17 protein-coding genes and 1 tRNA gene are annotated in these 18,548 nt (G+C 54.7%); 12 read left to right on the top strand and 6 right to left on the bottom strand.

The features are described 5' to 3' along the window. Nucleotides 1-57 precede the first annotated feature (57 nt). The 10 genes from FrondiHNR_RS07165 (at nt 58) to FrondiHNR_RS07120 (ending at nt 8,359) form a co-directional block, all read left to right on the top strand. Nucleotides 58-249 (top strand): hypothetical protein, encoded by a 192-nt coding sequence (locus FrondiHNR_RS07165; RefSeq protein WP_279352103.1) that lies wholly within the window; start codon nt 58-60, stop codon nt 247-249. Nucleotides 250-256: 7 nt separating this feature from the next. Next, entirely contained in the window at nt 257-859 is a 603-nt protein-coding gene (gene nadD / locus FrondiHNR_RS07160) for a nicotinate-nucleotide adenylyltransferase (RefSeq protein ID WP_279354496.1), read from the top strand. Further along, a complete protein-coding gene (locus FrondiHNR_RS07155) occupies nt 859-2,106 on the top strand; it encodes a hypothetical protein (protein WP_279352102.1) in 1,248 nt (415 codons plus the stop codon). Before nadD ends, FrondiHNR_RS07155 begins: the two co-directional genes overlap by 1 nt. 16 nt (nt 2,107-2,122) lie before the next feature. Then, nucleotides 2,123-2,500, top strand: a complete 378-nt coding sequence (gene rsfS / locus FrondiHNR_RS07150) for a ribosome silencing factor (RefSeq protein ID WP_279352101.1) — start codon at nt 2,123-2,125, stop codon at nt 2,498-2,500. Between the two features lie 88 nt (nt 2,501-2,588). Further along, a tRNA-Ala gene (locus tag FrondiHNR_RS07145) sits at nt 2,589-2,664 on the top strand. A 406-nt stretch (nt 2,665-3,070) separates the two neighbouring features. Further along, a complete protein-coding gene (locus FrondiHNR_RS07140) occupies nt 3,071-3,523 on the top strand; it encodes an SDR family oxidoreductase (protein ID WP_279352100.1) in 453 nt (150 codons plus the stop codon). A gap of 1,154 nt (nt 3,524-4,677) precedes the next feature. Next, nucleotides 4,678-5,532 carry an alpha/beta hydrolase gene (locus FrondiHNR_RS07135; protein WP_279352099.1) on the top strand — a complete coding sequence of 285 codons (855 nt, stop codon included), beginning with the start codon at nt 4,678-4,680 and terminating at the stop codon, nt 5,530-5,532. After that, on the top strand, nt 5,516-6,097 hold the full coding sequence (locus FrondiHNR_RS07130) for a TetR-like C-terminal domain-containing protein (RefSeq protein ID WP_279352098.1): 582 nt from the start codon (nt 5,516-5,518) through the stop codon (nt 6,095-6,097). Before FrondiHNR_RS07135 ends, FrondiHNR_RS07130 begins: the two co-directional genes overlap by 17 nt. A gap of 203 nt (nt 6,098-6,300) precedes the next feature. Then, the gene (locus FrondiHNR_RS07125; protein WP_279352097.1) at nt 6,301-6,534 is read left to right on the top strand and encodes a hexameric tyrosine-coordinated heme protein; all 234 of its coding nucleotides are present in this window, start codon (nt 6,301-6,303) and stop codon (nt 6,532-6,534) included. A gap of 829 nt (nt 6,535-7,363) precedes the next feature. Continuing rightward, the gene (locus FrondiHNR_RS07120) at nt 7,364-8,359 is read left to right on the top strand and encodes an LLM class flavin-dependent oxidoreductase (protein WP_279352096.1); all 996 of its coding nucleotides are present in this window, start codon (nt 7,364-7,366) and stop codon (nt 8,357-8,359) included. A 269-nt stretch (nt 8,360-8,628) separates the two neighbouring features. On the opposite strand, the gene FrondiHNR_RS07115 is transcribed toward FrondiHNR_RS07120, so the two are convergent. From FrondiHNR_RS07115 to FrondiHNR_RS07090, 6 genes are all read right to left on the bottom strand, one after another. Further along, a complete protein-coding gene (locus tag FrondiHNR_RS07115; protein ID WP_279352095.1) occupies nt 8,629-8,838 on the bottom strand; it encodes a hypothetical protein in 210 nt (69 codons plus the stop codon). A 3-nt stretch (nt 8,839-8,841) separates the two neighbouring features. Continuing rightward, nucleotides 8,842-10,947 (bottom strand): hypothetical protein, encoded by a 2,106-nt coding sequence (locus tag FrondiHNR_RS07110; RefSeq protein WP_279352094.1) that lies wholly within the window; start codon nt 10,945-10,947, stop codon nt 8,842-8,844. Nucleotides 10,948-11,309: 362 nt separating this feature from the next. Continuing rightward, nucleotides 11,310-12,500: an ABC transporter permease gene (locus tag FrondiHNR_RS07105; protein ID WP_279352093.1), complete on the bottom strand. Its 1,191-nt coding sequence runs from the start codon at nt 12,498-12,500 to the stop codon at nt 11,310-11,312. Further along, a complete protein-coding gene (locus FrondiHNR_RS07100; protein WP_279352092.1) occupies nt 12,497-13,186 on the bottom strand; it encodes an ABC transporter ATP-binding protein in 690 nt (229 codons plus the stop codon). The genes FrondiHNR_RS07105 and FrondiHNR_RS07100 overlap by 4 nt, the downstream gene beginning before the upstream one ends. Next, the gene (locus tag FrondiHNR_RS07095; RefSeq protein WP_279352091.1) at nt 13,183-14,250 is read right to left on the bottom strand and encodes a peptidoglycan-binding protein; all 1,068 of its coding nucleotides are present in this window, start codon (nt 14,248-14,250) and stop codon (nt 13,183-13,185) included. Before FrondiHNR_RS07095 ends, FrondiHNR_RS07100 begins: the two co-directional genes overlap by 4 nt. 21 nt (nt 14,251-14,271) lie before the next feature. Next, nucleotides 14,272-14,781 carry a hypothetical protein gene (locus FrondiHNR_RS07090; RefSeq protein WP_279352090.1) on the bottom strand — a complete coding sequence of 170 codons (510 nt, stop codon included), beginning with the start codon at nt 14,779-14,781 and terminating at the stop codon, nt 14,272-14,274. A gap of 149 nt (nt 14,782-14,930) precedes the next feature. On the opposite strand from FrondiHNR_RS07090, the gene FrondiHNR_RS07085 reads away from it, so the two are divergent. Next, nucleotides 14,931-15,626 (top strand): response regulator transcription factor, encoded by a 696-nt coding sequence (locus FrondiHNR_RS07085; protein ID WP_279352089.1) that lies wholly within the window; start codon nt 14,931-14,933, stop codon nt 15,624-15,626. A gap of 346 nt (nt 15,627-15,972) precedes the next feature. Continuing rightward, nucleotides 15,973-18,366, top strand: coding sequence for a hypothetical protein (locus tag FrondiHNR_RS07080; protein WP_279352088.1), 2,394 nt, complete (start codon nt 15,973-15,975; stop codon nt 18,364-18,366). Nucleotides 18,367-18,548 lie beyond the last annotated feature (182 nt).

Below are 18,548 nucleotides of genomic sequence, written 5' to 3'. Positions count from 1 at the left end.
TGGTTAGTGGTTTAAATTAGACAAGATCAATGAATGTGAGTGAAATTTATGACTTTTATGTCGCTGACGCAAGTTGCTGAGGTCGCGCACGAGGTTGCGGATCTGGGTATGCCCACCTGGATGTTTGGTGGTATTGCTCTTGTTGCCTTTGCCGCCGCAGGCATTGTTACCTGGACCTACCGTGACGTAGCAAACCGTCACCAGGACAAGGCAGAGGCATATAAACGCGAGCATGAGGGTACACACTAGCTTTCTTATGAGTAAAAATCGGGAGAAGCGTGCCCGCATTGGAATCATGGGTGGCACCTTTGACCCAATCCATCACGGACACCTTGTTGCAGCGAGCGAGGTGGCTCAGTACTTTAACCTTGAAGAGGTTATTTTTGTGCCAACGGGGCAACCCTGGCAAAAAGATAACGTTACCAGCGCGGAACATCGTTATCTCATGACTGTTATTGCCACCGCTGCAAATCCACGATTCACGGTGAGCCGGGTGGATATCGACCGAATCGGACCCACCTACACGGTGGATACTCTACGAGACATCCGTTGTGCCCGGCCCGATGCAGACCTTTTCTTTATCAGTGGTGCTGACGCTATTACTCAGATCCTGAGTTGGAAAGATGTCGATCAGCTGTGGGATCTTGCTCATTTTGTGGCGGTTTCTCGGCCAGGACACGATCTTTCTATTTCTGGATTGCCGGAGCGAGGCGTAAGCTTATTAGAGGTGCCCGCCCTGGCTATTTCCTCTACAGACTGTAGAAGCAGAGCGAGACAGGGGCTACCTGTGTGGTATTTGGTGCCCGACGGTGTGGTGCAATACATCTCTAAGCATCATTTATACGGAGTTACAGAATAATGAGTGAACAACAAGAAGAACAGCCCCTTACTCGACGTCAGTTGAGGGAGAGGTCACGAGGAAAGCAAACTCCCCCCACACAAAGTGATTCCTCGCGCCAGGAGGCAACTCCTCTGACCGTTCCAGAAGCTGAACAGGTACCACCCGAGACCGCTAGCGTTCCACTGGTTTCACCCGATGGAACCCCTCTGAGCCGCCGAGAACTGCGTCAATTGTGGCTTGCTGAACAGCAGTCTGCTTCCGCGGGGAATCAGACCAAGGAAGCGTCATCTGCCAGTACTGCGGTTGACAGCCCCGCGGTTGACGAGTTGACCACGCCTCCCCAGCCAGAGCAGACCGATGCCCAAGCGGCGGCTCCGCTGGTTGCGGACCCCTCTTCGCCGTTTGACGAGATCATTACGGTGGGTATCCGTGATGCTGATGACGCCATACAGGCGGAGTCCGAAGAGGAAGATAAGGCTGAGGACGCTCATAAGGCTGAGGACGCTCATAAGGCTGAGGAGGCTCGTAAAGCTGAGGAGGCTCGTAAAGCTGAGGAGGCTCGTAAAGCTGAGGAAGCTCGTAAAGCCGAAGACGCTCGTGTTGCTGCGGCCGCGGATGCGGATGATAAAGCGAAGGACACGGTGGAGGCTGAAGCGTCTCCTCCTGTTACTTCTGCTTTTGAGTTCCCCACTATTGCCCCGGAGCCCGATGAACCCCTGATTCAGGCTGACCCGTCAACCGTAACGGTTGAGCAACTACCTCTTAACGCTGCTAAGGCCCAAGCAGCTTCTGAATCCGTAGACGAGGAGACGGGCGACTTCGACGACATTATTAATCGCGCCGTTGCCTCCGAGGGGATAACAACGTCGAATAGTGCTCTCATTTTGCCCCTGATGCCCGAGGGCTCGGAGCTCAAAGGCGCGCTGAATGAAACCGGTGAGATTTACATTACGGGTTCAATTGAGCTGCCAAAGTCCTTGGGGGAAACGGGTGGTCATGCCCGTCTTCATGACACCATCGATAACCTAGACAGTGTTATTGGTGATATAGAAGCGCAGGATTCCGCCGCTCCCGACGACACCCGACCGGTTTCGGCCTCCCAGGCCATTAGTGCGCAAGCTGCAAACAACGCCCTCGTCACGCCAGCAACAAAGTCAGCTGGCAAGCTTCCCCTGATCCTCGCCCTTACTGCAGGCGCTCTTGTTCTTGGAATAGTAGGACTCATTATTTATGGCACCACCACGGGGCTTTTTAACATCAATTAGCAAAGACAGGACATTAATGAGTGCTACTCAAGCATCGCTCGACACGCTTTCGGTTGCGTTTTTAGCGGCAAACGAAAAACAGGGAGAGAACTTTGTTGCTCTTGACGTGTCTAGCATTTTTGCGCTTGCAGACATCTTTTTCCTGGTGAGCGGCAGCTCGGAGCGTCAAGTTCAGGCGATTGCGGATGAGATTGAGGACCGTCTCCTTGCTGCCGGTGTTAAGCGCTTACGCCGCGAAGGGCGTACCGCTGGACGCTGGATACTTCTTGACTTCGGCGATATTATTGTTCACGTTTTTCACCAGGAGGAACGTGCATACTATGATCTAGAGCGTCTCTGGAAGGATTGCCCGGTAATTGATGTGCAGGGCTTTACCGAGGCATCTTCGGCTTAGACAATCTCGTGTTGTTCTTGATTTTACTCTGAAGGTTTTTGTGTTGTAGAATTGAGAAGTTGTCAGGCGAGCATTTGTCTGACTTCCTGGGTCTGTGGCGCAGCTGGTAGCGCACCTGCATGGCATGCAGGGGGTCAGGGGTTCGAGTCCCCTCAGATCCACCAATGTGATGAGTCGGGGCATGTGTCACAGTTGGTGGTCCATAAAAACCTCGAATGGTATCGTTGGTGGGGTGCCCCCGTTTGATAGTTTCCGTGATCGTATAGCGGTGATCACGGGCGCGGCATCGGGTATCGGGCGTGATTTGATGTTCGCGCTTGTGCGTCGAGGGGTGCATGTTGCCGCCTGCGATCTGAACGCGGAGAGACTGCAATCTTCGGTTCGCAGGGCGCGGAGTCTGGATGCGACTGTGCGGGTCACCGCGCATGTGTGTGATGTATCTGATCGTCTCGCTGTGAGCGAGTTCCAACACGACGTTGCGAGGGAACACGGCACAGATCAGGTCCACTTCCTGTTCAACAATGCTGGCGCTATCGGCGGGATGTCGTTTGTGGCCTCGCCACCGGGGGAATGGGAACGTACATTTGCGGTGTCGTGGTCGGCACCTACAACTGCACGCGAGAGTTCTTGCCGATGTTGCTTGCCGCAGACCAAGGTGCCGTGGTCAGCACGGCCTCGGTGAATGCTCTCTGGGCTGGCCTTGGGTCTCGCACTCCGCATTCGGCCTACTCCTCTGCTAAGTTCGCGGTGCGAGGGTTTACCGAGTCGCTCGTGGTCGATTTTCAGCGGAACGCCCCGCACCTATCCGCTGTCTTGGTGTTGGCGGGCCATGTGCGCACCGGGATGCCTGCCCCGCCGCGCAGCTGGGGGCGCGCACTTGACGCGGTTTTTGCTGGATACGAGCCAGTGTCGAGCGAGTCTGCTGCGAGTATGATCCTTCAGGCAGTTGAGCGTGGAGAGTGGCGAGTGATCATCGGTGATGACGCAGCTGCTGTCGATAAACGGGTGAGGGCCGATCCCTGAGCGTCTACGACCCCTAACGCCACGCGACAGCGCCGATCCTGCGGGGGCTGCTGTTAAGAGCAGTAGATCGGAAGTTTGAGTTTGATCAGTGAGTTATTTCGGGAAAGTCATGCTTGGCAACTTGAATCTGACATTGTGGAAGGGTGTTTACTGACGTTATGGATCAGGATGAGCGGCTATCGCAGATAACAACATAACAACCGGGCCAATGTTTAATATTTACCTAGTGAGCCCAGCTCAGAACCCTGATCCGAGCAGTTGGATCACGGATGTGTGTTTCCTGTTCTAGAGGGATAGCACTGTGTATTTGTGCGAAGCAAAGGAGCCACGAGCGTCCAAATAAACCAGCGGGCATCATCAAAGTGACGACCCGCCATGAAGCATCTCGGGTTAGATAATGCCGTTTGGACGCTTAGGGTCAAGGGGTTATTGACCGCCACCATTGGGTGCGGAGAAATTCCAGGGCAGACACCTGCTAGTACTAGGGGCAACAGAGCGCGCTGGATGCAGAGGCGGAAACCAATTCCGAACAACGCATTCACGATCACTTCATCTGTTGCGTAAGGTTGAAATAGATGCCTATTTGAGGTTTCACCATCGGGTAGTGCCCGTGAACTATCTCCTTGTGGTTTCATGTGGCCACTGATGAAAACTGAGGCGCGTTTCTGTGGGTGGATGCTGGGCTTCACATATGGTGCTGGTTGAGTAATTTTTTGGTGAGCAGTCTCTGTGAAACTTATCGGTCATGTCCGTGAGTATCGCTCAGGGAGAGACCTTCGGTAAGAATCTTAAAGCGTACGGTTCCTGGGCTTACTTTGAAAAATGCCCTAATTATCGATGACTTCCGACAGCGTTTCACAACCTTGGTCAACATACCACGCGCGACGTCTCAATCAGTGCACCCGTAGAGCTTACGGATGCGTTCTTTTGGGCGATACGCGATCACGACCTCACTTCCCGGTTTTCAAGTATTAGGAGTGACGATAATCGTTCCTGCGCCATCCTACTGTCACATCGGATGGCACCGAGACTGCATCTGCATTGTATTGATCACACTCGGCGTGACTTGGTTTTGTTGGTCGATAGAGCAGTATTGACAGTTTTAGCTAATCATAGTAGCTTATAAGTAATTAGATTAGCTTTTGGAGGTAAACGTGTTCGAACAGATAGACATCGGTGGTGGAAAGATCGCCTATGAGGTTGACGGGGAGGGGCCGCTTGTCGTGCTCGCTCACGGAATGGGGGATAGCCGGCACTCCTATCGTTTCCTGATGCCCGAACTTGTTGCAGCGGGATACCGGGTTGCAAACGTTGACATTCGTGGGCACGGTGATTCCAGCACGGGGTGGGAACGCTACGAACGCACTGATATTGCGGGAGATCTTGTTGCAGTAGTGCAGCATCTGGGCGCTCCGGCAGTGATCGTGGGGCAGTCCATCAGTGGTGGGGCGGCAACAATCTCTGCGGCAATGGCTCCCGACCTTATCGCCGGAATTATCGAATTGGCACCTTTCACCCGAAAACAATCCCCAAGCATGATCGGACTGTTACGCAGCCGTCGGCATCGAACCGGAATGATTCGATTGGCACAGGTCATGATGAGGGGAAACCTTACAAGTTGGTTGAACTACCTTGACCTTGCGATCCCCAACAAGCCGACCGATTGGGAACAGGAACGGGCACGTATTGAAACGATGTTGCGCGACCCGGAAAGTATGGCTGTGTTGCAGGCAATGGCCAAAACCTCTCCGGTGGATGCCGGGGATCAATTGCAAAACGTGCGCTGCCCGGTCCTGATTATTGAGGGCAGTGCAGACCCCGATTGGGCTGAACCTCACAAAGAGGGCAAGAAAATTATTGATGACCTCCCCGCCGGACTCGGCACGCTGGCCGTCATTGATGATGCGGGTCACTATCCGCATGTGGAAACCCCTGCAAAGGTGCTCGAACTGGTGCTGCCCTTCCTGAGGAGCGCCTTTGTTTCGGAAAAGCATGATAACCGTGCCTAGGCTTGGTCTTGACGCCTCTGCCGTCACCGCGGCGGCTGCCGCTCTTGCAGATGAGATCGGATTTCCCCAGCTGGGTATGAACCTCGTCGCTGAGCGAATCGGGGTGAAAACGCCGTCGCTGTACAAGCATGTTAACGGTCTAGCCGATCTGACCCACCGCATTGCTGTGCTTGCCGCACATGAACTCGGCGATGCCCTCCGTGACGCGATACAAGGACTGGCTGGTCGCGATGCGCTGGCTGCAGCCGCGAACGCGCTACGCCTCTATATCAGGGCTCATCCCGGGCGTTACGCCGCGCTTAATGAGCGAGGCCCCACCGGCCCGAACGATCCGCTCAGTGCGGCCATCGACAGGCTGCTGAATTCTTTCGGGGCTATTCTCTACGGTTATCGAATAGACCCTGCCGACCAGATCCATGCCCTGCGACTGCTGCGCAGCTTTATGTATGGGTTTGCGACGATTGAGGTTGCGGGTGGTTTCCGACTTCAAGCCGATAGTGATGACAGTTTTGCTTGGATGATCGATTTCATCGACCGTGGTCTGCGCACGAGCGGAACCGTGTAGTCACCTGCGCTTTTCCGCCGAGCCCTATGTGGTCGGTGCCTGAAACAGCCTGAGGTGCGGTCGTGAGCGCGAAGCAGAGTTGGTCATCAAGCCGTGCGGTGCGAGGAGCGACGGGGGCATTTATGCCTCTCACTTTATCTCGGATGAGAGGTGTATGATCGTGTGTGCACAACTCGGCTGCACACAATCTAGAGAGGATGATCATGTCCAAATCCTGGCTTCCGACGCTTTTCACCGACACCCCTGAGGAGGGCTACGCGCTTGCAATCAAGCTTTCCCGGACGGGGGTGAAACTTACTCAACCTGACACTGAGGTACTCACACGCCTTCGACCCATTTATGCGGACGATCCCGACAGTCTTGTTGCGGTGTCACAGGTTATCGCCATCAATTTTCAGACCGTCGCCGCAGCGAACGGATATTGGAAAGCCGCCTAGGGTGGCTTTCAACTGCTGAGGTTTCTGACCTGAATATGTATCAGTGAACATAGGAACCTCCGGGTTGGCTATCCCGGCGATATGTTACCGGGATGGCCAATCCGGAATTCGGCCTCTCACAGTCGGTTGTGTGAGCGGCTCGTCAATGCGTAAATGATCTTGTAGACCAAAATTATAAGATTGTTGTGAGTTGGTAGATCGCATCTTTTATCGCAGGGTGGTCGCTCACTCTGCACAGTTGCCATTATGGCAAAAGCTCCCTGAGGGTAGTGGCAGGCATCCCACGGAAGAGTGCCCGAGTAAACTCAATTCTCGAGATAACATCAATCCTGGGGTGAATAATGCAACTAAAAACTGCGTGATTGTCATGTGCCCGATAATCGTTTTCCAGGGTCTTTTCCTCCGGATGAACTCGGTTTTGTAAAGCCCGTTCACGGTCTCCGCGAGGGTATGACCCTAGCTATCGCCCACGGTTCTGGTCGAGGGTACCGCGCGGAGCTTACGCGCTCATTCAGTGTAGACCAGAAACCTGTAGCTCGATCCGTGATCGGGGTGTGACAGTACCGTGGTATTCCTATTCCCTTATAACATCGCTACTAAACCCAGGACGCTTCAGTTCGCTGTGCGATGCACACTCGCTGAACCCGTGAGCGGCGTACTGTGGCGTATCTAAAGGGTGAAGAGCAATCCCGTGAATTGCGAGAGTGTCCAAAAGTCTGCTTTCGAAAGGGCTGCCCACAAGCCCTGGAATAGCATCATGATCTTTTGTGTTGAGTATCAACGCACCAAGATTTGAAGTTGCGCTCTGCCCATCCCAACAGGAGGAACCATGGAACTCGGTATTTTCTCACTTGCTGATGTCAGCCCGGACACCAGACCGTCGGACGCAGCAAGAACCGATGACATCGTCGGGTACGGTCTTTTGGCTGAGAAACACGGACTTGATGTTTTTGGCGTCGGTGAACATCACGGGGCTGGATTTGCTGTTTCGTCGCCAGCTGTGGTTCTAGCCGCGGTCGCCGGGGCCACGTCACGCATCGCTTTGACCACGGCGTCGACGGTTCTCAGCGTTCTTGACCCTGTTCGTGTGTATGAGGATTTTGCGACACTGAATCTTGTGAGTAAAGGGCGGGCTGAGGTCATCGCGGGTCGCAGTGCTTTTGCCGAGCCTTTTGCGATCTTCGGGGAGGATGTCTCGCAGTACGATGAGATCTTCGCCGAAAAGCTTGACCTGCTACTTCGCCTCCGCGAGGAGCCCGTGCTCAACTGGGACGGTCGTTTCCGCACTGCTCTTCGCAACGCGGTGATCACCCCTCGTGACGAGCAAGGCTTCCCCGTTTGGGTTGGTCTTTCGGGTAGCGCTTCCAGTGCCGAGCGGGCAGGTCTGCTGGGTCTTCCCATGGCTCTGGGGCTTCTCGGAGGAACTATCGACCGGGCAAAGCGTGTGATCGACGTATACCGTGATGCCGGGGAGCGGGCGGGCCATGCGGAGGAGACACTCCGTGTTGCTATCAGCAGTCATTTCTATGTGGGTGAGAGTCCTGAGGCTGCTCTCAAGGACTTTTTCCCTTACTACCGCAGCTATCTTGCCAACAGCTTGAATGCGCGTATGGATATGGCCTCCATGCAGCAGCTTGCGGCTCGGTGGGGTGCGCTGATGGTCGGGGGCCCAGAGCAGGTTGCTGAGAAGATCCTTGATTTGAAACAGGAACTGGGGGTAGAGCGCCTCCTCGGTTTCACTGACCTTGGTGGTGCGCCGCGCGAGCTTGTAAACGATTCGATTGCGCGTTTCGGTGACCTGGTTGCGCCGATCGTGCGTGCGTAGGCCGCCGGTTCCCGGTGATGCACTGGACCTTCTGGCCGGGTATGCTCATCGAGCGATTCGATCTCACACCCTACGGTTTACCGTGAGAGCCACGGTGGGACCTTTGATGCCATCACTCAGAGATTGCCGTTATCTCGCTGGTTGATTCCAAGGTGTCAGTGGTCGTACGCGGTTAGCAACTGGAGAAAGAACTGCCCGCTGTGGTAATTATGCAAGATTATAGAGGTCAGCGCGAGGAGTTATTGTCAGCAGATTTGTTCTTACCCGCATTAATTCTTTACCGTGTAGAGGATTGCACCGACGCGGCGTCCGGTTTTGCGAGCTTGCGCAATCTGAAAGTCGCTCTTTAGGGCACGGTTAGACTTCCACTCAGCGTCCAAGAAAAAGAGCGGGACAAACGGCTTGGTGCCGCGCTGCGTCGCGCGCGGTGAACGCACGATGTTAGAGGTCGCCGTAACCGTGGGTATAACGTAGTGCACGCCCTATTCGGGGTGGCGCATACGCTGGTGGCTCAGACGACGAAACAGGAGGATGCCCCCGGTGAAGATTGTCAGACCCGCTAGCAATACTGCAGGGATCGTATTCACCCCGGTTTGAGTAAGCTTCTCCTCATGATGAGCAGATTGGTGAGGAAAAGCGCCTTCAGGCCCGTTTACGCGAGACCAGTCGTTCCCCGGATTGCCGGGATCTTGGGGAAGACTCGGAGTGTTGGGCTCGTCGGGAAGGTTAGGATGCACCGGCTCCTCGGGAGTCTCTGGTTTGTTGGGAATGGTTGGGGCCGGTTGGAAAGTGGCGGTTGAGTTCAGAGGATGACCCGCGGCATCCACCCCAACATTGAGGTTAACCGTTTTGCCGTCTGGTGACGTATACGAGACGATAATGGGTGCCTCTCCCGCGATGAAAGAGGTGATCTGTGCGGTGTACACTCCCAATTCGGTCTCGCTGAAGTCTGAGACTGAACCCCCGCCCAGATCACGTGTGGTGGATGCTGTGAGGCTGTCTGACATCCCAGAAACTTTGTCGTAGGCTTCGTCGGTGAGCTGTGCGGTTATGATCTGTGCAGAATCTCCATCTGCGATCACCCCGGGGTCGTTCGTGACTTCGTAGTGTGTCTCGTTGTTACTAAAAATAGGTATGGCCGGATCGTAATAACGATATCTTTCGGAAATGGTAAACGAGGGGCCTTGCTTATCGAGCTGGGGGATAACCGTGTCCACTGTAAGGTCCACCGTGCCGACCGGATGTGGAGGGGCAGAGACGATGAAGCTGTTAGGATTTTCCGGGTGCGGACGCAATTCCCCGACAGATGACTTTTCGCCAAAAGAAATTGCGGAGACCTCGAAGTTAAAAGCGGTCTGGGGTGAAGTAATGGGCGTGTTCATGTTGCCGAGACCGAGAGATCCGTTGGAGTTGCTGCCCCAGGTCATAGCTTGGCCGTGTTCGTTGATTGCTAGGCTGTTTCTAGCCTTTGAGTAGGTGGCAAACGTTCCGGGCACCAAACGAGGGATTTCATCTCCGGTGCTATTTGACGTTCCGATTCCTAACTCACCGTTGGTGTTAGAGCCCCAGATGTAGAGAGTGCCGTTGGCGGTGAGTGCACCGGCGTTGGTTGCGGAAGTACCCGCGTGGAGTGAGGCAAACACAATGTCCTGTAATTCTGCGGGGAGGGGGAGCAGGGTGGGTGTGGGTACGTTTTCTACGCCACGGCCGAGAATGGGGTTGTTTGTGTAGTTAAAGGGTGTGCCCCAAGCATAAATTTTGCCCTCGTTAGTGAGACCCAGGGCTGCACCCCAGACCGGTTCGATCTGCGTAAAAGAAACGCCTTCCGGTAGTGGTATCTGCACGGTATTGCCCGAAACGGTGTAGTCATTGCCACCGAGCACCTGGCTTCCGCGTTCTCCCCAGCCCCACAGTTCACCCTCGGTGCTGAGTATAAGAACGTAGTAGTTGCCCACAATAAAATCTGCAACCTCCACCCCCTCGGGGAGCGCGAGTTTTTTGGGCGCGGAGTTTCCCGCTGTGGCGCTGCTCTGAAGCACACCATTAATGTTGGAGCCCCAACCCCAAAGTTCACCCTCGGGGGTGAGACCAAGGGTGGAGTAAGTTCCGCTTCGGATCTGATTAAAGGTGACGCCTGGAGGAACCGGTGTCTCTGACGGTAGTCGATATTCGTTTGTCCTTCCCGTCCCAAATACGCCACGGTTGTCGTCATAGCCCCAAGACCAGACCCTGCCGTTTGTATCAAGAACGTGTGAAGAAGCGAAGCCTCCTCCGGCAAGCTGCGCAATTGATACCTCGTTAGGTAGGGGGATAGGAACCTCATCAAGCCAGGGACGCTCGGATCTGGACGCGCCAAAGGAGGTGCCAGCGGGAAGGCCGAGTTGCTGTCTGGAGTTGTCTCCCGCGGCGTATACCCGCCCACCCGCGAGTATATACGTGGCGGAGCGGGAACCATCTACCTGTTGTACATCGAGCGGAACAACAACCTCAACGTTTGCTGTTCCGTTTATGGGGCCGAGGGAGGGGGAGACCGATCCCTGGGTAAGATTTGCTGCTGAGATGCTTTGTGCGTGAGCGGCCTGTGTCATCAGGCTGGTTCCCAGTATGGACACTATAGACAAAACTATGGCTGTCAGTTGAAATGTTCGCTGCCGTATGATTTTCTGCCTGCTAAAAATATGAACCCCCCGCTTTGATGCATAATCAACAGAAAGACTCTGACACAGACTTTGCTGTTTCCCCAAAGACAAATTTTGCCAAAATTTCCTGTAATTTTGCTGCATAAAAAAGAGAAAAAACCAGAACACGTTAATCTTCTGGAAACAGAGCGAGGTAACCTTGGGCAGTGACAACCTAATCGTTGCGCTCAGAAACAGAAGAGAGCCTCGTCGACGGCGCGTTATACGGTGTGGTGTGCGCGAGACGGGTCGCGCACACCACCGGGTATGCGTTAGGAACTGAGTGCTGCCGTGGGAGAGGTTCGTGCCGCCCGGATGGCGGGGAGCACTCCGGCTATAGCGCCCACCAGCGTTGTGACAATGACACTCGCCGCTAGTACCAGTGGGGGAACAACCGTTGGCCATCCGTTTGCTCCCGCCGCAAAAGCGGTAATTACCCAGCCGAGCAGGGCGCCCGCGACTCCTCCGTATGACGAAAGCAACACGGCCTCACAGAGGAACTGGGCTCGAATATGACCTCGTGTGGCACCGAGCGAGCGGCGAAGTCCGATTTCTCGGCGGCGTTCGAGAACCGAAATGATCATGGTGTTGGCAACCCCGATTCCTCCGACGAGCAGTGCGATAGACCCCACCCCCACAAGCAATCCGGTGAATGCCTGATCGACAGCGTTTTGTGCCGCTAACGCGTCCGACGGTCGGCTCACTCTGACCTCTCCTGGGGCTTCGGGGTTAACCGTTGCCGGGAGCAGGGAGCGCGCTCTTTGTACTGCATCCGGTTGGGTGCGCTGGTACAGGGTTGTAGGTGAGCCATCATAGTTAAAGAGCTGGGTTGCAATAGCTTCCCCAATCAGAGCTGCGGTATCTAGATCAGGGGTAAGGGGAGAATTCTGAAGAATGCCCACCACAACAAAGTTATACTCCCCAATATGAATGAGGGTTCCCGCTCGTGTAATTCCCAGGCGTTCAGCAGCGGTACTTCCTAATACCACCGCTGGAAACTGTTCCGTGGCAGGATTGAGCCAGCGACCTGCAGCAAGTTTCGCCTCAACGGTCTTAAGCAGGTTTCCCTCTGCAGCCATAACTCTGAGGCCACCGGTAATTCCTCGATCAATGTGGGCGTTGCGATAAACATTAATATTGTCGAGAAGAGCGGTAGAGCTGACCTCTTTTATCTGGGGCAGGCGCTTTACCCGCTCGACAGACTCCAGGGGTAGGGTAGCATCCTGACGAAATATCGTTTCACCGGCCGTTACCGTAAGCATATTAGTTCCTAATGCGGCTAGCTTTTCCTTGACAAGAGCCTGGCTCGATGTCGATATTCCGATAACTGCCACCATTGCGGCAATACCGATTGCAATGCCGAGGGCAGACAGAATAGCGCGTACCGGATGCGCCCGCGAGCCGTGAAAGCCGAGAGCAAGCAGGTCTTTACTACGGAGGTGCGATCTGTAGCTATCTGTCATTTCTGAGGCTCCCTGCGTCTATCGGCTATCTGTTGCCCGTCTCGCATCACTATTTGTCTTGGCATATTTTTTGCGAGCTCCGTGTCGTGTGTGATGACAACGATTGTTGTGCCGGAGAGGTTCAGCTCGGTGAGTAGGTTCATGACTCCCGTGCCGGAAACGGTATCGAGATTTCCGGTTGGTTCATCTGCGAGAAGAAGAGGAGGCTCTCCTACGAGTGCCCGTGCAATAGCCACACGTTGACGCTCTCCTCCCGAAAGTTGGTTGGGGCGATGCAGCATTCGAGCTTCTAACCCCACCCGCTGCAGGGCGACTTCGGCCCGAGCACGGCGTTCCCGGGCGGGGACGCCCGTGTATAACAAGCCCATTGCCACGTTGTTGAGGGCATTGACGCCTTCAGAAAGGTGGAATTGTTGAAAAACGAAACCAATTGTGTGTGCTCGAAGCGCGGATAGTTTGGAGTCGGTTAATTGAGAAACATCTTGTCCCGCGATTCGGGCAGTCCCGGTAGACGGTCGATCCAGGGTTCCTATGATGTTGAGAAGTGTGGACTTTCCCGATCCGCTCGGGCCGACAACGGCGGTTAGTTCCCCCTCGTTAATCAGGAGACTGACCTTGTCGAGGGCCGTCGTGGGAGGAGAGCCGTAGACGCGAGAAACGTCTTTCAGCTCTATGAGCGTGTTCATTCTGGCACCACAACCGTATCGCCCTCGGCGATCTCTCCGCCGGTGAGTTCAACCTGGCCGTCTGCAAAGAGCCCCAGTTCGACCGGTACTGTTACAACGGTCTGTGGCTGAGAGCCCGTAGCCTTTTCAACGGCAAATCCACCGCCGGGCTGAGCAAGAAGAGCGGACACCGGGAGGAGGAGGACATCTTCTCGTTTGATCTGGGTTGCAAGAATAGTTACGGAGACATTTCCGATTCCCTCGGCTGCTCCGTTATCGTCAAGCTTAATATAAACGGGAATTCGTACTGTTTTTTCTCCGGCTGAGTTCTCCTGTTCAGTTGGTGGGTCTACCCTCGTTATTGTCCCGCCAATCTGAGAGCCATTGGGTAATTGCACAGTGACGGCGGCTCCCTCTTGAGCAAGATCACGCAGAGCTGTATCAAAATAGGCCTCCACCTGCCTGGATAGGCTCGAAACGGTAAGAACGTCAGAGCCGGCTTGATCTCCCACGGAGGCCTTTACAGAGTTGATTCGGACATCTGAGGGAAGAAAAACAATCCTTCCCAAGTCAAGCACCGAATTTTGTTCTATACCGACGGATTTCTGCCACCGGGCGATGGACGCTCTGAGCCGCTCATCGAACCTCTGGTCAATCCTGCCGTTATAAAATCCCAGGTTCGTCAGGTTGGTTTTAAGCTGCGCAATATCGGGTCCGTCACTCATTCCCTCAGCAAATTCACGCCACGCAGGAAGCTCCCCGTGGAAGAGAAAAACTGGAGCATTGTTTACTCGGAAGAGAGACCCTCCCATTCCAACGTTCTCTCCCACGGTGGGAACCTCGGTGATGATTCCTCCTCCGGTAAAACCTATTTGTCGAATGTTCGCGTATGTAAGTGACCCCCTTGTTCGAGTTTGTTCAACGAGGTTTCCCCGGCTAACGGGAACCGTATTTTGGTCTTTGTGTTGTGTTTCGCTTGCGGGAGGTGCAGTGATTCCGCTGAGTACAATGCCAGCAGTGATTGCCCCGGCAAAAAGCACAGCAACAGCGCTAAATGCCCACAGGCGTACATGATTTTTTCGCATTTTTATCTTTCGGAGAAGAAGTTACTGTGAGCACGCCTGTATATCAGCTTCGGGTATCGAGTCTTCCATTGTGAATCTCGTCATGCCGCCGTCGAAAACCGGATCTGGCACGTCATGTCCCTTCTCTCTGAGGCAACGGGCCTGCTTCAGGGCTTCCTCTTGCGTTTCTTCTGGGGTGGAGTGTACAAAACCTTCCTGTACCGGAGCGTTACCCACCAGGTTGATGCATTTTCTGTTTGCGGCCTCCATTTCACTGGCGCTGGGAGAGCCATCGTCAAGCTTCGTGCTGAGGTCGGCTCCTATGCTTGAGCTGTCGCCGGAGGCACTGTTTCCCCCGTCAATATCTATTCCCTGTTCCTTCATGCACTGACTGTAGCGGGCATACCACGCGTCATAATCTGCGTCGGATGTTCCTGTGTTGAGTGCGTCGTCGCTATTGGTTTGAGCGGTGCAGGCCGTTACACTGATTGCCAGGACAACGGTGGAAAGGGCAACTCCAAGACGTGTTGCTGTTTTTGCAAAGATGGGCATGTTTTCGCCTTTCAATAAAGAAGCGTTTATTAAAACCTGGTTTGGTTTAGGTACAAGCACACCAGGACTTACGTAGCGTGGGGGTAAAGAAAAATCTTTATGCTTTCTTTACCCTTCGTCTGCTTCCATAGAAGGAAAGGAGCGAAGCTATGCGAGTGTTGATTGTTGAGGACGAGGCCTACCTGGCTGAGGCGATCAGTACCGGGTTGCGCCTGGAAGCGATATCAGTAGACACGACGGATAACGGAGAAGAGGCACTCTTCCTTGTCGATGTGAACAGTTATGATGTGGTGCTCCTAGACCGAGATATCCCTGGACTACACGGTGATGAGGTCTGCAGGGAGTTGGCTCGCCGCGAGGAGCGTCCTGCAATTCTGATGCTTACCGCTGCTGGACTCCTGAACGACAGGGTTGAGGGTCTAGAGCTGGGTGCCGATGACTACCTCGCAAAACCTTTTGAATTCCCGGAGTTGGTAGCGCGGCTTCGAGCTTTGACTAGAAGACAGTTCACGGTTTTGCCCCCGGTCCTTTCTGTGAGCAACATCACTCTTGACCCATTCCGCAGGGAGGTGTATCGAGGAGGTAAATATATCCGGCTGACCCGCAAAGAGTTTTCGGTTCTTGAGGTGCTACTACGGGCTAGAGGTGGTGTTGTAAGCGCGGAATCACTGCTGGAAAAAGCCTGGGATGAAAACGCGAATCCATTCACCAACTCGGTAAAGGTCACCATTAGCACCCTGCGACGCAAGCTTGATAAACCGTGGGCGATCAAAACGGTTACGGGGGTTGGATATGCGATGGTGACGGATGAGGAACAAATAAACAAGGACGCCGCTATCGGCTAACCGTTTTGACCCGTCTTGCTATTACCTACTTCGGTGCTACTGAGTGGAGTCGGTGTTGTCATGCTCTCGTGTCTTTTGCTGAGAGGGCGAACTGAGTAGGGTTAATGATCCTGTGTGCGAGCATGTGTTGCTGAGTTGTCATCATCCAAACACTTTTATTGACAGCAAAGTGTATGCCAAAAAGTGGAGTGAGGGTGTATTCTAATATAGGTTGTTATGTCAACCTAGGGGGCTGGTTGTCATTCTGAGTAATTTGCGTGCACTTGTGACGTTAGGGCTTTCCGGCTCTCAAGGTTTTCGAGCGCGATATGCGGTACCGTGGTTATCGAGTCTACTTGCCTCACTCATGGTGCTGTGGTCGGCAATAGGTGGTGCCGTTTCTGCCGTCGGCGTGACGCCTGCACAAGGTCCAACTACGGGCGGTACGCGTGTTGAGGTGAACGCCCCGGGGAGCGGCTTCACACAGATTGTCACTCATAGATCAGGCTCGGTGGGATTACTGAGCAACGGTCAACTATACGCGTGGGGAAGAACCAACTACGGGCTGGGGGATACCGCCGGAACCCGGCAGTCGTCAGTCCCTATTCCCGTGGATATGTCGGGGGTTCTCTCCGGTAAAAAGATCACCCGAATAGCGTCGAGTGGAAACCATACGCTTGTGCTGGCTGACGATGGCACCGTGTACAGCTGGGGATATAACGGTTATGGCCAGCTGGGCTCGGGCTCGGTCGATACTTTTTCTGCGCAGCCCGTTGCCGTTGATATGGGTGGAGCGTTTGCCGGTAAAATGGTCGTTGCGATTCACGCGAGTGCATTTCATTCCCTCGCGGTTACCAGTGATGGCGGGATATATTCCTGGGGTGGCAACGACTTTGGTCAACTGGGAAATCCGTTTCTTTCTAGCTCGCGAGTGCCCGTGCCGGTGGGGGGCAACGAACTTCTGGACAAGACCGTTGTGGCGGTTTCCGGCGGGGACTATCACTCGATGGCTCTAACGAGTGACGGCCGAGTGTATACCTGGGGTACCAATACGGCGGGGCAGCTGGGGGTAACAGGTGTTTACACGGCGGGTCTTCCCATCGCAGTTGACACCAGTGGTGTGCTCTCCGGAAAAACGGTGGTGCAAATTAGTGGATCGATGCTCAACTCCTCCGCACTTACCGAAGACGGAAAGGTGTATACCTGGGGTCTTAACGTATCTGGGCAATTGGGTAATGGCACGGTTGATGACAGCAGCGTTCCCGTTGCGGTAAGCCCCACCGGGTCGTTTGGGGACGCCCCCATTAGCAAGATATCCATGGGAGAGGAGACCGTACTCGCCCTTGCCGAGGACGGTACGTTGCACGCCTGGGGCTCGAACGCACAACACCAGCTGGGTAACGGGGGATCAACGTCGTCGACGATTCCCGTTGCCGTTGATATGGGCAGCACACTCGGCAGGCAGGTTGTTCAGACGATTTCCGTGACATACATTCATGCCGTTGTTGTCACCGACACGGGGGAAGCCTATGCCTGGGGAAATAATGACTTTGGCGGGTTGGGGAGCCCCTCCGTCCCTGTCGCAGCTACTCCGATTCTGCTTACTATGCCGGACGCTGCTGTTTTGTTCGGTGGGGTTCCCGGGAGTAGCGTGACCCGAATAACCCCGGAGTTGCTCTCGGTTTTGTCTCCCGCGCATTCCCCCGAAATTGTTAACGTGAACGTGACCCTTGGAGGAAATGCGGGCTACCCCACTCACGTGCTCACCCACACTGATGGCTACACCTTTGGTGCCGCCCCGACCATCACCACCCAACCTTCAGGGCGGTCAACAGGCGAGGGGAGGCCGGTCTCTTTTACCGCTACAGCAACCGGAGACACTACCCCCGACATGCAGTGGCAAGAGTCACGTGACGCCGGGGAAAGCTGGTCGGATTTAGCCGGTGAAACCTCTGAAACCCTCACCTTTACGGCGGAACGAGCAGCTAGTGGCAACCGTTACCGTGCGGTTTTTGAGAATCCTCTTGGATCTGTAACAAGCAACCAAGCCGCGCTCACGGTCGCCCCGGAGCCGATTGCTGACGATATTGATGTAACGATTCCCGATGCGACCACCGAGATTCCGGTGTTTGAGGAGCCCTCCGATACAGGGCTTTCCCTGGTCTCGGTATCGAACCAATCGGGCGAAGCTGATATTACTCTTGCCAACGATAGGATTTTGGTGACTCCCACACACGAGTGGGAGGCCAACGAAATAACCCTCACGGTTGTAGCGGACTACACGCTTCAGGACACCTATGGCACCCGGGCAACGGGGCATTTGTCGGCAACAGTTCAGCGCCCACCGGTTGCCCGTGCCCCCTCTGATCTGGGGCGGGTTACGGTTGATGAGTCTCTTAGCTTTGACCCTCGGATTCTGAACAACGCAGCACTGTCTGAGACTGACTCAACGGTGATCAGCGTGCCTACATCCCTGGGTATTGCCGAGGTGGGGGTGGATAACCTCATCTCTTACCGAGCCGGTACTACCGTCGGAAGTGACGCATTTACCGTAACGTATACGGACAATTTGCAACAGACCAGTACTGTCACCTACACGGCAGAGGTTATTCGCTATGGAGATAACGGCAAGTCGTTGCCTCGCACCGGAGATAGCCAGTCCCAATTGTACGCAGCGGGCTTATTTTTGGGTGCGGTGGGAGCGATCTTGCTTTTATGGGGTTGGCGATTGCGCCGACGGGGCGGATTGAGAACTCAGTAAGCCTCTGATATGGGCGTTCGAATGAGGGGGCGATCCGGGCAGTTTTTGGAAGAAGTCCGTGGGTCCGATCTTCTTGCCGAGCAGTTCCGCGTCGACAAGGGGACTCAGTAGAGCGCCGGTAGCGACCGTGTCGACTACCAGGTACCGCTAGAGGACAAAACTACAGGCAGCCCCTGTCGCGC

The organism is Lysinibacter sp. HNR (assembly GCF_029760935.1).
Taxonomy (GTDB): domain Bacteria; phylum Actinomycetota; class Actinomycetes; order Actinomycetales; family Microbacteriaceae; genus HNR.
This window is presented reverse-complemented; position numbering and strand designations above follow the sequence as displayed.

Coding starts and splice junctions, on each gene's coding strand:
- FrondiHNR_RS07155 (WP_279352102.1), top strand. CDS start 859: ATGAGTGAACAACAAGAAGAACAGCCCCTTACTCGACGTCAGTTGAGG.
- FrondiHNR_RS07125 (WP_279352097.1), top strand. CDS start 6,301: ATGTCCAAATCCTGGCTTCCGACGCTTTTCACCGACACCCCTGAGGAG.
- FrondiHNR_RS07105 (WP_279352093.1), bottom strand. CDS start 12,500: ATGACAGATAGCTACAGATCGCACCTCCGTAGTAAAGACCTGCTTGCT.
- FrondiHNR_RS07130 (WP_279352098.1), top strand. CDS start 5,516: ATGATAACCGTGCCTAGGCTTGGTCTTGACGCCTCTGCCGTCACCGCG.
- rsfS (WP_279352101.1), top strand. CDS start 2,123: ATGAGTGCTACTCAAGCATCGCTCGACACGCTTTCGGTTGCGTTTTTA.
- FrondiHNR_RS07090 (WP_279352090.1), bottom strand. CDS start 14,781: ATGCCCATCTTTGCAAAAACAGCAACACGTCTTGGAGTTGCCCTTTCC.
- FrondiHNR_RS07140 (WP_279352100.1), top strand. CDS start 3,071: ATGGGAACGTACATTTGCGGTGTCGTGGTCGGCACCTACAACTGCACG.
- FrondiHNR_RS07110 (WP_279352094.1), bottom strand. CDS start 10,947: ATGACACAGGCCGCTCACGCACAAAGCATCTCAGCAGCAAATCTTACC.
- FrondiHNR_RS07120 (WP_279352096.1), top strand. CDS start 7,364: ATGGAACTCGGTATTTTCTCACTTGCTGATGTCAGCCCGGACACCAGA.
- FrondiHNR_RS07100 (WP_279352092.1), bottom strand. CDS start 13,186: ATGAACACGCTCATAGAGCTGAAAGACGTTTCTCGCGTCTACGGCTCT.
- FrondiHNR_RS07165 (WP_279352103.1), top strand. CDS start 58: ATGTCGCTGACGCAAGTTGCTGAGGTCGCGCACGAGGTTGCGGATCTG.
- nadD (WP_279354496.1), top strand. CDS start 257: ATGAGTAAAAATCGGGAGAAGCGTGCCCGCATTGGAATCATGGGTGGC.
- FrondiHNR_RS07095 (WP_279352091.1), bottom strand. CDS start 14,250: ATGCGAAAAAATCATGTACGCCTGTGGGCATTTAGCGCTGTTGCTGTG.
- FrondiHNR_RS07080 (WP_279352088.1), top strand. CDS start 15,973: ATGGTGCTGTGGTCGGCAATAGGTGGTGCCGTTTCTGCCGTCGGCGTG.
- FrondiHNR_RS07085 (WP_279352089.1), top strand. CDS start 14,931: ATGCGAGTGTTGATTGTTGAGGACGAGGCCTACCTGGCTGAGGCGATC.